Below are 12,988 nucleotides of genomic sequence, written 5' to 3'. Positions count from 1 at the left end.
TAAATTAATTTCAAACAATAATGTAGATTATAGAGCAGTAAATGTAGATTTTTCAAATAAAACAATTGAAGTATTAATAAGTTACATTGAGAATAATAATGATTATAATGAGATCGAAAAAATTAAAAATATTTTTATTTTATTGGAAAATATGGATATTCAACATGTAGAGCTTTTAGAAAATTTTATTCAAGTGGAGTGGGCTGATTTTTATTCTACTGAGTATCAGTTTGAAAAAAAGGGGACGGTTGATTCTGAAATGAATCTTTTGAATAGGTTGATTGATGATATTAATAAAAGAAACGAGATTCAAGGAAAAAATGGTACATTCTCTTTATATGGTTCTGATCCGTACTTGTATATTATGGGCATACTTCGAGCGAGTGAAAACAATATTGACGAATCTATATTAAATAAACTTATTGTATGTGTAGCAGGAACAATATTATCAAAAAATCAAACAATTAACGAAAAAGTTAGTGCATATAAAGTGATAATTTATCTTTTAAAGTGCTATCCAGAATTGATGGAGTGTAATGATGTACTACTAAAAAAAATTGTTAAGATGAAAGATTATGACCAAGCTAATGAAACAATGATTAGTCATATCGATAATATCGTATCTAGTTTGTGTCACTTTCTATTTCTTGAAACGTTGGGAATGAATAAATATAAAGAAATTGTTGAAATATTATCTTTTTTTGGAAATCCAGGAAGACAAATTGAGGCATGTAAAGTACTAAAAGTTTTTTTGACTAATCATGAAAATTTAAAAATTAGTTCAAATATTGAATCACTCATTTTACAGAGTGTCTTGCTATGGTCTAATTCAACAGATATTGATGTAAGATGGTATAATGTACAACTCCAATTAAAATTCTACGAACTGAAAAAATTCCGTAAAGTAATTGGTCAAAATTTACAGATGATAGCTATGAATGATAATGCAATTGTAAAAAGTCAAGTGCTACATAAATTAGAAAAAATTCGAGTTTATGATTCTAAATTAGCTTCTGTAATTAGTGAAACGGCAGAAAATGATAATAATTATGTAATTCGAAAAATAATTGTTGATCAAAAATGAAAAAAAGTAAAAATTTAATAAAAATGGCAATAAACAATATTTTTAAATAGTATTGATAAAAGTGAAACAACTATTATTTTAGATTTAATGATTGCTTCTGTATTTGTGATGACTGGAAAATAAAAGGGTAATCATCAAAAAATGATGTGTTATGTTAACTGATTTTTGAGAGTGTAGTTCAATTTTTTAGATATGGGTGAATAGCTGATTAAAGGATTGAAAAGGAAATATTTAACAAATAACAGGAGGAGGATATCGTATAATATGCGTGATTTTTTAAATAATTATTGGGGTAATTAATGCTGGATAAATTACAAAATATATTTAGCAATCGTGAAATTGCGATAGGAATTTGGTTAATACTGTTTATTGTTATATTTGCTTTTTCAAAACATACGATAATTTTTTTGAAGTCGGTAAAACCGATACTATTTTCCCGAAAATTTATTATTTTTTATGTATTATTTTTGAGTTATTTTTGTTCAGTTATATATTTACTATGTAAATGTAAATTTTGGTCACTTGACTTACTTAAAGATACGATTTTTTGGGTTTTCTTTGTTGAATTGCCTTTATTTGCTAAGACGATTGATGAAGCTAAAAATAATTATTTTTTTGTTAAACTCATTAAAGATAATATAACGATATTTGTTATTATTGAATTTGTCTTAAATTTTTGGTCATTCAATTTAATTGTAGAAATAATAATGGTTCCTTTAATGGTTATTTTGGGTGGATTTTATGCCTTAATGTCTAGTAAAACTAACCACAAAATACTGAAGAAGTTTTATGATAGATTTTTATTGTTTTTTGGTATCATCGCTTTCTTTAATGTAGTTTTTCATGTATTTAACAATTCAAATGGACTATTAAATCTTACTTCTGTAAAAGAATTCTTGCTTCCAGTCATACTAATTTTATTTAATCTTCCTATTGTTTATGGGTTAGCTCTATATAATATTTATGAGCAAGTCTTCATTACTGTAAGAGGTGATATGTCTGAAATTTCAAAAATGAAGCTAAGTATAATGAGATTTGCAGGAATCAATTTTTCAAGAATTGCAATAATCAGACGTAATCTTAACTATGTTACTTTAATAAGTAAAACTAATGATGATATGAAGATAAATTTAAAAAAATTTGAAGGGCGATTGTCAGTCCAGGTAGGAGAAAACTATATGAAACGAGCAAATTTTTATGTTTTTTGGTCTCTACTAGGTTTGTTAATTAGTATAATAGGTATTGTTTGGTGTAATACAAATATGTTGATTAATAACTATATGTCACTTAAAAGTACAGAAACTGTTACACGTGTTAGAGAAATTGTAACGTATATGTGTGCTACTGGGGTAGTTATTTCAGTATTTTCATTGATCTATTCAGTTGGAATGAAAAAAGCAAAAAATGAAGAAATATCTCAAGTTAAAAAATATTCTCTATATAATTTTTTATACTTAATAAAAAGGCAACATGAACTATTACAAGATTTACCTCCGGTTGATGCACCTAAAGACTTATTTTTACAGTATGTAGTAATAGCCTACGAGCTGAAAATTGAATGTGATAAAAATATAAAATTGTATGAAAATTTATTAACTCCCTGGGAATTAGATACTATCACACAACTACATACCACCATCATCTCGTTCGCTTTTAGTATCGAAATTGACGAAGAAAAAATTAAGCAATATACTCCTGTGAATTTTGAGGCATATTTTGAAGAAAAAAAAGTATCTTCAATACAAAACGAAAAAATAAATATATTTATTAATAGTATTGAAACAAGTTTAAAGAAATACTCAGAGCAAATTGAGAAGTGTTTTGAAGAATTTAAGCTCTATATATAGAGATACACTCTTACAGAAAATATGACAGTTAAAGATAAAAGTCAGTGCCTGCCTCCGACCCTTCCCCATTCCCAAAAATTCTGTTAAAATAGAGAAAGCAAACTTGGAAACAGATGGAGAAACAAAAGCAAAGATGAGTATATTAACCGTTCAAAAACTGAGCCATGGCTTTGGCGACCGTGCGATTTTTGATGATGTCAATTTTCGCCTATTAAAAGGCGAGCACATTGGCTTTGTCGGGGCAAATGGTGAAGGCAAATCAACCTTCATGAACATCATTACCGGCAATCTGCAGCCAGACGAAGGCAAAATCACTTGGTCAAGCAAACACCGTGTCGGCTACATGGATCAGCACGCAGCGCTTGGTAAAGGAAAAACAACACGTCAAGCCCTATCAGAAGCCTTCCAGTACCTATTGGACGCTGAAAGTGAGATGAACGACATCTACGCACGCATGGGTGACATGTCTGATGAAGAGATGACAACAGCCCTTGAAAAAGCTGCTGACCTGCAAGATACCTTGGACAATTCAGATTTTTATCTGATTGATGCCAAGGTTGATGAAATCGCGCGTGGCTTGGGCCTCGGTGACTTACTCGACAAAGACGTGGCGGATCTTTCAGGTGGTCAACGCACAAAAATCCTACTGGGCAAACTCTTGCTTGAAAAGCCAGACATTTTACTTCTAGACGAGCCAACCAACTACCTCGACGAAGAACACATCACCTGGCTGAAAAATTATCTGCAAAACTATGAAAATGCCTTTGTCTTGATTTCTCACGATGTCGACTTCATGAACGACGTTATCAATATCGTCTACCATGTTAACCAGCAGAAAATCGACCGTTATGTGGGCGATTACCACAATTTCGAGCGCCTCTTCGAAGAGAAGAAAAAACAGCTAGCCTCACTCGCTGACGCCCAACAAGCGGAAGCGGCCAAACTCAAAGATTTCATCGCTAAGAAAAAAGCCAATGTCGCAACATCAGGTCAGGCCAAGGCGCGCCAGAAGAAGTTGGACAAGATGACCTTTGTCGAGACCATTCAGGAAAAAGCCAAACCAAGTTTTGACTTCAAATTAGGCCGCACATCAGGCAAGCTCATTTTTGAAGCCAAGGACTTAGTCTTGGGATATGACGCATCAGAACCACTTTCAAGCCCCATCAACATGCTAGTGGAACGTGGCCAAAAAGTCGCCTTTACAGGCTCGAATGGTATCGGAAAATCAACCTTACTCAAGTCTTTGTTGGGTGAGATTCAACCCTTATCAGGAGAAGTCATACAGGGAGAGTTTCAAATCATCGGCTATTTCGCTCAGGAAGATAAAACGCCGAGCCAAAAATCAGTCTTGGATGACTATTGGGACGAGTTTTCAACGCTCAATCAAGCCGAAGTCCGTGCAGCCCTAGCCAGATGTGGTCTTGGCACTAAGCAAATCGAGAGTCGTGTTTATGTCTTATCCGGTGGTGAGCAGTCGAAACTGCGTCTAGGTAAAATCATGAATCATGAATCTAACATCTTGGTCATGGATGAGCCGACCAACCACCTGGATGTGGATGCTAAAGAAGAACTTAAACGTGCCCTTCAGGCTTACAAAGGCACTATCCTCATGGTCAGTCATGAACCAGAATTTTACCAAGATATCGCAACTGATATCATTAATTGTGAAGACTGGACGACCAAGGTTGTCTAAAAAATAAAGACGTAAGTCTTATTTTTTTCTCTAAAACGACAAAAAAATATAAAAAATCCTATTTTGGATAAAATTAAAATATAACTAGACAATGTGGCACTTTGATCAAAATGGTCTATTATTTTTGATAGAATCAATGATATAACCTTTCAACTTGAAGAGGTAAAGTTTTTAGATCAGACAAACGATCTAAAGATGTTGAAGGAGATTATTTTGACAGAAATAAATGATTTAAGTTACTTTAATAAGTCTATTCACCTTTTGAAAAGTTTGGAAAAAGTCGCTTATGCGAGAAATGAACGCTTAAGAATTTATCATGAGAAAATACGTTCGATACGTGCTATAGTAGCGGGTATGCTTGCTTCAATATTATCAACCGCGATTTGGATTTTTATAATGTTATCATTGGAATTAAGTTATTTTGATCTACAAACGACAGGAAAGTTCGTAACCCGTTTGGTTGGTTTATTACTTACGACTGCCCTGCTCATCATCTTGCCCTATTTGTGTTTATACAAAATGTGGCGTCATCCTCTTTTTAGATCTTTCACTAGTTTACTTGAAAAAAAGGTATTAAAGCAATTATTTACTGATATTGAAAAAATTGATGAGAAAGCGTATCAAATTGTTTCGCAACCTGCTCTCAGAAACCCTAGGGTACCCGACCATTATCTATCTGTTGAACATCTGATATCGCTCGAAAAATATATGGCAAGTGGTGAAGCCAAAACAATATCAGAAGCGCTCGACTATTTGAAAAATGAAATTGAGACCAAAATCTATTTTTCAAATTTAGAAACACATCAAACACTTTTGCAAAGAGAAAAAAATTACTTGAAAAATGTGAACCAAAATCTAATAAATAGAATCAAGAAAGAAGAAGAAGATTATGGTTAATTCATCTAATATCATTTAATGATTAAGACGCAAGTCTTATTTTTTATCCAAAGACGAATGTCGATGCTAAGACCGCCACTTGTAATGGTTGACAAACAGCCATAAAGCCCTATAATTTAAAGTAAGTCAAGATAATGAAAACGATTTATTTAAAGATAGAGGTCCAAAATGACATATATTGAATTTAATGATATTGTAAAAACCTATCAAATGGGAGAAGTGAGTATTCAAGCCTTAGATCATGCACAGTTTGACATTGAGCAAGGCGAGTTAGTCTGTATTCTGGGGCCGTCAGGTGCTGGTAAAACAACAGCTCTGAATATTTTGGGCGGTATGGACAGTGCAAGCAGTGGACAAGTTTTAGTTGATGGTATAGATATCACGCAGTTGAAAAATAAAGCCTTAGTTAACTATCGACGCAATGATATCGGTTTTGTCTTTCAGTTCTATAACTTGATTCAAAATTTAACGGCGCTTGAAAATGTTGAGATGGCAGTTCAGTTAACCAAAGACTCCTTTTCACCAGCTGAGACACTTGAAAAAGTTGGCTTAGCTGAACGTCAAAAGAATTTTCCAGCCCAACTCTCTGGTGGAGAGCAGCAACGGGTGGCCATCGCACGGGCGCTAGCTAAAAATCCTAAGTTGCTCCTGTGTGACGAGCCAACAGGTGCTTTAGACTATCACACAGGTAAGCAAATCCTGTCCTTACTTGTTGATACTTGTCGAAAAGAAAAAATCACTGTTATCATCATCACACACAATAGCGCCATAGGTCAGATTGCTGACAAGGTATCAAATTTAAAAATGGCCGTGTTGAATCTATACAAAGCAATGACCAGCCTTTATCAGTCGAAGCCATAGAGTGGTAAGCCGATGAAAAATAAAACGATTATCATCAGTAGTTTTCGTAAGATGACGCAGTCGTCTAAACGTTTTATCTCCTTGCTTTGTATGGCACTTTTAGGTGTTGGTTTTTATGCCGGCATCAGCTCAACTTCACAAGATATGCTCTCGACTTTAGATAGTTATTTGGATCAAACCCAAGCCTATGACTTGCAAATTCAGTCTACGCTTGGCTTGACTAAGGCAGACGTTACAAGTCTTGAAAAACTATCGGATGTTGCTAGCGTTCAAGGCATATATGCCAAAGATGAGCTCATTGAACCAGTCGCTCGTACAACAACAAGGCAGGAAAACGATGAAACCGCCATTGCCAAAGTGATAGGCGTGCCAAAACAACTTAATAAAATTACTTTGGTTAAGGGCCAGCTCCCGCAAAAAGATAATGAAATTGTCGTCGAAGAAGCTTATTTAAAGAAAAATAAGGTCAAAATAGGCGACTCGCTCAAAATGAATGATCCTGACTTGACGAACGAGACTTATCAAATCGTAGGAACGGTCAAAAGTCCCCTCTACTTTTCTAAGGTGCATCGTGGTACGACGAGTCTAGGAGACGGTCGGATTGACTATTTTATGTATGTCAAACCTAGTGTTTTTAAGCAGGATATGTATAGTGCGATTGCTTTGACCGTCAAAGGCGCTAAACAAGAGATGACGAGCCAGACAACTTATTTGGATCGGATTTCAGCGGCAAAAAAAGAAGTCGAGACAATCAAAAATGCGCAAGAAACCCAACGTTTTGAAACAGTTTATGCAGATTACCTTAGCCCAGTAGCTTTAGCATCAGGACAGGTAAACCGCGATAGTTTGCCACCTGCCAAATGGTATATCACCGATCGCCAAGATGACACAGGCTACAAGGATTTTGTTGATGCGACGAAAAGTATTGCCAAAGTTGGGCGTGTCTTTCCAGTCGTCTTCTATGTGATTGCAGTCTTGATTAGCTTGGTATCCATGGCGCGAATGGTGGAAGAAGATCGAAGTGAAATTGGCACCCTGAAAGCCTTAGGATTTTCAAATCCTGCGATTGCTCTGAAATACGTCCTCTTTTCACTTTCAGCAACATTGGTTGGCGGTATAATCGGTATGATTATCGGCCTCAATCTCATCCCCAACCTTATCTGGAATATCTATACGACGCTCTTTGCCATACCGAAGTTTATCGTCCTTTTCCAGCCCATCTATTGTTTGACTGGACTTGCGATTGCGCTGATCTGTATCTGTGGCGGCGCCTTAATCGCGGTTTACCGTGAGCTAATCTACACGCCAAGCATCCTGATGCGTCCTAAAGCCCCCAAAGCTGGTAAGCGGATTTTGTTGGAGCATGTGCCTGCCATCTGGAACCGATTTAGTTTCTCAGATAAAATCGTCATGCGCAACCTCTTTCGCTATAAAACCCGAGCCATCGTGACCATTCTAGGCATTGCTGGCTGTACCGCACTGATACTTGCAGGTTTCGGCCCAAAGATTCAATCACGGACATCGTGAATTACCAGTATGGCAATGTCTTTAAATACGATAAACTAGTGTCACTAAAAGCAAATACAGATGACAAGACCTTGCTTAATGTCTTATCGGAAAACGATCAAGTTGCTCATACGGCTAACTTATCCATGGCGACAAAGAAAGTGTCCAGTCACGGTAAAGCCTATGATGTGACAGTCGTGGTACCTGATGATACTAAAACATTCCAACAAGTCATCAGTTTAAATGACATCAACCGAGATAAACAAGCAGTCTCTTTAAATGGTAATCAAGCTATTGTCAGTCAAAAGTTAGCTAAGTTGTTAAAGGTCAAAGAAAAGGATACGATTACCTTCAAGGATAGTCGTGATGAGATACATGAAGTAAAAGTAGGAAAAATCGTAGAAAATTATATCGAAAATTACGTTTATTTACCCAAAGCGACCTCTCAAGCTATTTTTGGTGAGTATGAGACCAATGTCATCGCCATAAAATTGAAAAATAAGTTATCAGCACAAGCCGATCAAAAGTTTGACGCCTCACTCATGAACAATCAGTCAGTAGCTAGTGTCATTAACTCAAAAACAACGGTGACTATGATTAATGACACCATGACCTCACTTAATCTGGTTGTCCTGATTTTAATCGTCTCCTCAGCGATTCTGGCGTTCGTCGTCATGTATAACCTAGCAACGATTAATATTAGTGAACGTAAACGAGAAATTGCGACACTTAAAGTTTTAGGTTTTTATAATCAGGAAACAGATGCTTATATTACCAAGGAAAATACGATTTTCACGATTGTCGGGATTATCCTAGGTCTAGTGAGTGGTGTTTACTTGTGTCATTTCATCATCAGTACCTGTGAAACAGATACCTTGATGTTTGTCAGACATGTTAACACCATTAGTTTTGTCTTTGCGACAGCTCTTACAGTTTCATTCACCCTGATCGTAAATGTCATGACACATTTTAGTTTGAAAAAGATTGATATGATTGACGCCTTGAAGAATATAGAATGATGTATTAGAGCTGATTTTAAGTGGCTTACAATTCGCGTGCAAATTAGAGGACAAACACCAAAATTTAAGGTAGAATAGAGCTAGTAAAATAAATAGAGGTGATTAAAATGGCAATAGAAGTAACAGATGCTACTTTCCAAGAAGAAACTAAAGATGGCATCGTACTCGTAGATTTCTGGGCAACATGGTGTGGCCCTTGTCGTATGCAAGCACCGATTCTTGACCAGCTTTCAGAAGAATTAGACGAAAGTGAACTCAAAATCGTTAAAATGGACGTGGACGAAAACCCAGCAACACCACAATCTTTTGGTGTGATGAGTATTCCAACACTTCTTTTCAAAAAAGACGGCGAAGTTGTCAAACAAGTCGCAGGTGTGCATACTAAAGATCAAATCAAAGGGATTTTGGCAGAGTTAAATGCCTAATCTATTTAAAGTCTAAGTGAGTATCGCTTAGGCTTTTTTTGATGGTGATTTTAGTCGCATCCGCTTCCTCAGACGCATGGTTAAGGGAGGAACTGGGATAATAAACTCGTGTGCGGAGATCCTCATAACCGCTAGACTTGAAAAATGGGACATTTTTAGATATAATAGGGTTCATGAGTAAGAAAAAAGAAACAGAAATTCAAATTTCTGACAGTAAAGATGGCGTGGTTTTAACGGTTGGCAAAAAAACGGTCGCTGAGATCAAAAATACTGCTGACGATGCTTTTGATGTGATTGTAAATGGCAAGCATATCAAGACTTTTAAGGCCTATCCAGAAGCCTTGGAAGAAGCAATCAAGACTTATAATCTGGCTTTGTAATCTTAGCACTAAGTATATGGACAGGCCAGGGCCTACGTCCTATCCTAATATAAATGAAGTAAAGAGCGGCAAATAGACACGTTCGCTTTTATTTTAGAAAGTTTTAGTAAAATGGTTAAGAGAGACTTATATCGAAATATTTTGATTGGCCTAATCATCGTCGCAGTGTTGACCATTTTGCGACTTTTTGTTCTAGAGCCAATTCGGATTCATAATAATAATATGGCACCTATCTTGCCCAAGAAAACGCAAGTATTTGCCATCAAACGCACACAGCTTGATAATCTGGATTTAGTTGCTTACCGTCATAATGGCAAAAAATATGTAGGCCGTATCATTGGAACGCCCGGGCAAAGTGTTGTCGCCATGGATAATATTGTCTATGTCAACCAGAAAATCCTGAAAGAACCCTACATCAAAGTCAATCAAACTGCTTACTTAAAAACGCATGATGAGGAATTTACGACAGATTTTCGTCAAGATAAGTTAGGTAAAGATAGCTATTGGATCTTAAATGATGCTAGAGACGTTCAAGATGACAGTCGAAAGTTCGGTCCTATTCCTAAAAAAGATATCTTAGGTGAACTTAAGTTTAAATATGCACCAATCAGTGATTTTGGTTTCGTTGAAAATGACGAAGCAAAGATTGAAAATGGTTTTGAAAATCAATAAGGTCTAAGGGCCTTTTTCTTTTGTCAAAAAATTAATAGTTAAGATAGTTTTTGCTATTGGGAGAAAACGTTTGCTAAAATTGCTTATTATCACGTTTAATTTTTACCAAAATATGATAAAATAAAGCCTGACGAATAATATCATAAACAGTCAAAATCTCCCCGTTTTTTTGGAGAACTGTCATAGATAGATTAGAGTGAGGTGACGTAATGAGAATGATTGATATCATTCAGAAAAAACGAGATGGTCTGGCGCTGACCAAGGCTGAAACGACGTGGCTGATTGACCAGTATGCGACGGGACAGATTCCAGATTATCAAATGTCTGCTTGGGCCATGGCGGTATATTTCCAAGGCATGACGAAAGAAGAAATTGCAGACTTGACCATGGCCATGGTTGCCACGGGTGAACAAATTGACTTATCTGAAATTCCAGGTGTCAAGGTAGACAAACATTCAACAGGTGGTGTAGGTGATAAAGTCACGCTGATTTTAGCGCCACTCGTTGCAAGCTTCGGCATTTCTGTTGCTAAGATGAGCGGTCGTGGCTTGGGACATACTGGTGGCACCATTGACAAACTTGAAAGTATTCACGGCTTCCAAGTCGAGCGTACCCAAGCCGACTTCGTCCAGCAGGTTAAAGACATTGGCATTTCGGTCATCGGCCAGTCAGATAACCTGGTTAAGGCCGACAAACTGCTTTACGCCTTACGTGATGTGACCGCAACCGTTGATATCATTCCTTTGATTGCAAGCTCGATTATGTCGAAAAAAATCGCGGCAGGTAGTGATGCGATTTTGCTAGATGTCACCGTTGGTAGTGGTGCTTTCATGAAAAACTTGACTGATGCCCGCCTACTTGCACAGACCATGGTGGATCTGGGCAATGCTGTAGGACGCAAGACTGTTGCTGTTATTACAGACATGCGTCAACCACTAGGCGCTACGATTGGGAATCGCCTAGAGATTGCAGAAAGCTTGACAGTCTTACAAGGTGGTGGTAGCCCAGAACTTAGACAGTTTATCGCAGAATTGGCACAAATCATGCTCGGTCTAGCTGGTGTCGAAAAGTCAGTAGATGCCATTTTAGAAAATCTTTCGAACGGTACAGCACTTGATAAATTCAAACAAATGATTCAAGCGCAAGGTGGCGACCTCGAGGAATTACTAGCATCGCCAGAGCATGAAACTGTCTTTTCTAAAACTGTCGTTAGTAGGCAAGCAGGTTATGTCACCAGTTTTGATGCCCTAACAGCTGGTCTACTAGCCATGCGTGCAGGTGCAGGTCGTGCTGTTAAGTCAGACGTCCTTGACCTAGACGCGGGGCTTCGGATTTTCAAAAAAATCGGGGATCGTGTCGAGAGTGGAGAACCGCTTTTCGAAATCTTGTATAATAAATCCGATTTTGATGCCGAAAAGGAAAGTCAAGTCTTACTGGATGCTATCAGCATTTCAGATGAAAAAATAGAAATTAAAGAAATCGTGGAGATTATCAAATGAACTTAAATAAATATATTGATCATACTGTATTAAAAGCAGATACACCTAAAGCAAAAGTGCAACAAATCATTGATGAGGCCATCCAATATGACTTCATGAGTGTCTGTATCAATCCAACTTGGGTTAGTTTTGCAGCGGAAAAATTAGCAGCGACTGATGTTAAAGTTTGTACGGTTATCGGTTTTCCTTTGGGCGCAAATACATCAACAGTCAAAGCTTTCGAAGCAGCTGAGGCTATTAAAAATGGAGCGGATGAAGTCGATATGGTCATCAATATCGGCGCAGCGAAAGATGGCGACTGGGACTTAGTTGAATCTGATATTCAAGCTGTTGTAGATGCTTCAAAAGATGTGACAACCAAAGTCATCATCGAAACGTCATTACTAACAGATGAAGAAAAAGTCAAAGCATGCCAAGCGGCTGTTCGTGCGGGTGCAGACTTTGTTAAAACGTCAACTGGTTTTTCTACTGCAGGTGCAACGGTTGCGGATATCGCGCTGATGCGTCAAACTGTAGGACCAGACGTAGGCGTTAAAGCATCAGGCGGAGTTCGCTCGTTTGCTGATGCACAAGCCATGATAGAAGCCGGTGCGACACGTCTTGGGACATCCAATGGTGTGGATATCATGAAAGGAAATGTAGCCGATGGCAATGGATACTGAGCTTTTTAAACAAGCGAGAGAAGCAGCGAGTGTCGCTTATGTACCATACTCCCACTTTCCAGTAGGGGCAGCTTTAGTTGCTAAAAATGGTCTCGTATTTCAAGGTTGTAACATTGAAAACGCTAGTTTTGGCTTGACCAATTGTGCCGAACGGACAGCGATTTTTAAGGCTGTTTCTAGCGGTGTGCGTGAGTTTGAAGTGATCGGTATTTACGGTGAAACTGAAGAACCCATCTCACCTTGTGGGGCATGCCGCCAAGTTTTGACTGAATTCTGTCCAGATGAGATGCCTGTTTGGCTCTTTTCAAAGGCTGGGGATGTTAAAAAAACGACGGTTGGTGACTTACTGCCTTATCATTTTAAGAATTTAGATTAAAAACCAAACAATTAGAATTTTATAATTAAAATAAATCGATAAATAGTTGTCAATTAGCACGAGTTAA

General features: G+C 37.2%; 12 protein-coding genes and 1 pseudogene. All 13 read left to right on the top strand.

Annotation, left to right across the window (positions count from 1 at the left end):
* On the top strand, positions 1-1,084 hold a 1,084-nt coding region (locus LRA01S_RS11080; protein WP_169797131.1), incomplete at its 5' end, for a hypothetical protein.
* A gap of 299 nt (positions 1,085-1,383) precedes the next feature.
* Entirely contained in the window at positions 1,384-2,931 is a 1,548-nt protein-coding gene (locus LRA01S_RS06435; protein WP_061774814.1) for a hypothetical protein, read from the top strand.
* 133 nt (positions 2,932-3,064) lie between these two features.
* Positions 3,065-4,624 carry an ABC-F family ATP-binding cassette domain-containing protein gene (locus LRA01S_RS06430; RefSeq protein WP_061774815.1) on the top strand — a complete coding sequence of 520 codons (1,560 nt, stop codon included), beginning with the start codon at positions 3,065-3,067 and terminating at the stop codon, positions 4,622-4,624.
* Positions 4,625-4,837: 213 nt separating this feature from the next.
* On the top strand, positions 4,838-5,521 hold the full coding sequence (locus LRA01S_RS06425) for a hypothetical protein (RefSeq protein ID WP_144259888.1): 684 nt from the start codon (positions 4,838-4,840) through the stop codon (positions 5,519-5,521).
* Between the two features lie 168 nt (positions 5,522-5,689).
* Positions 5,690-6,390: pseudogene (locus LRA01S_RS06420) on the top strand (ABC transporter ATP-binding protein).
* Positions 6,391-6,394: 4 nt separating this feature from the next.
* Positions 6,395-7,909 carry an FtsX-like permease family protein gene (locus LRA01S_RS06415; RefSeq protein WP_061774812.1) on the top strand — a complete coding sequence of 505 codons (1,515 nt, stop codon included), beginning with the start codon at positions 6,395-6,397 and terminating at the stop codon, positions 7,907-7,909.
* Positions 7,906-8,907 (top strand): ABC transporter permease, encoded by a 1,002-nt coding sequence (locus LRA01S_RS11295; protein WP_061774811.1) that lies wholly within the window; start codon positions 7,906-7,908, stop codon positions 8,905-8,907. Before LRA01S_RS06415 ends, LRA01S_RS11295 begins: the two co-directional genes overlap by 4 nt.
* A 107-nt stretch (positions 8,908-9,014) precedes the next feature.
* Entirely contained in the window at positions 9,015-9,332 is a 318-nt protein-coding gene (gene trxA / locus LRA01S_RS06405) for a thioredoxin (protein WP_003136945.1), read from the top strand.
* A gap of 173 nt (positions 9,333-9,505) precedes the next feature.
* Entirely contained in the window at positions 9,506-9,712 is a 207-nt protein-coding gene (locus tag LRA01S_RS06400) for a DUF2969 family protein (RefSeq protein ID WP_061774810.1), read from the top strand.
* 111 nt (positions 9,713-9,823) lie between these two features.
* A complete protein-coding gene (lepB, locus tag LRA01S_RS06395) occupies positions 9,824-10,384 on the top strand; it encodes a signal peptidase I (protein WP_061774809.1) in 561 nt (186 codons plus the stop codon).
* A gap of 209 nt (positions 10,385-10,593) precedes the next feature.
* The gene (locus LRA01S_RS06390; protein WP_061774808.1) at positions 10,594-11,883 is read left to right on the top strand and encodes a pyrimidine-nucleoside phosphorylase; all 1,290 of its coding nucleotides are present in this window, start codon (positions 10,594-10,596) and stop codon (positions 11,881-11,883) included.
* Positions 11,880-12,545, top strand: a complete 666-nt coding sequence (deoC, locus tag LRA01S_RS06385) for a deoxyribose-phosphate aldolase (RefSeq protein WP_061774807.1) — start codon at positions 11,880-11,882, stop codon at positions 12,543-12,545. The genes LRA01S_RS06390 and deoC overlap by 4 nt, the downstream gene beginning before the upstream one ends.
* Positions 12,529-12,921, top strand: a complete 393-nt coding sequence (locus LRA01S_RS06380) for a cytidine deaminase (RefSeq protein ID WP_061774806.1) — start codon at positions 12,529-12,531, stop codon at positions 12,919-12,921. Before deoC ends, LRA01S_RS06380 begins: the two co-directional genes overlap by 17 nt.
* Positions 12,922-12,988: the final 67 nt, after the last annotated feature.

It is taken from the genome of Pseudolactococcus raffinolactis NBRC 100932, from assembly GCF_001591765.1.
Taxonomy (GTDB): Bacteria; Bacillota; Bacilli; order Lactobacillales; family Streptococcaceae; genus Pseudolactococcus; species Pseudolactococcus raffinolactis.
Note: the sequence above shows the minus strand (reverse complement) of the source record. Positions and strands in the feature narration are given on the sequence as shown.

Excerpts from the sequence above, each read along its gene's own strand:
- LRA01S_RS06430 (WP_061774815.1), top strand. The coding sequence starts at position 3,065 with ATGAGTATATTAACCGTTCAAAAACTGAGCCATGGCTTTGGCGACCGT.
- trxA (WP_003136945.1), top strand. The coding sequence starts at position 9,015 with ATGGCAATAGAAGTAACAGATGCTACTTTCCAAGAAGAAACTAAAGAT.
- LRA01S_RS06435 (WP_061774814.1), top strand. The coding sequence starts at position 1,384 with ATGCTGGATAAATTACAAAATATATTTAGCAATCGTGAAATTGCGATA.
- lepB (WP_061774809.1), top strand. The coding sequence starts at position 9,824 with ATGGTTAAGAGAGACTTATATCGAAATATTTTGATTGGCCTAATCATC.
- deoC (WP_061774807.1), top strand. The coding sequence starts at position 11,880 with ATGAACTTAAATAAATATATTGATCATACTGTATTAAAAGCAGATACA.
- LRA01S_RS06400 (WP_061774810.1), top strand. The coding sequence starts at position 9,506 with ATGAGTAAGAAAAAAGAAACAGAAATTCAAATTTCTGACAGTAAAGAT.
- LRA01S_RS06380 (WP_061774806.1), top strand. The coding sequence starts at position 12,529 with ATGGCAATGGATACTGAGCTTTTTAAACAAGCGAGAGAAGCAGCGAGT.
- LRA01S_RS06390 (WP_061774808.1), top strand. The coding sequence starts at position 10,594 with ATGAGAATGATTGATATCATTCAGAAAAAACGAGATGGTCTGGCGCTG.
- LRA01S_RS06415 (WP_061774812.1), top strand. The coding sequence starts at position 6,395 with ATGAAAAATAAAACGATTATCATCAGTAGTTTTCGTAAGATGACGCAG.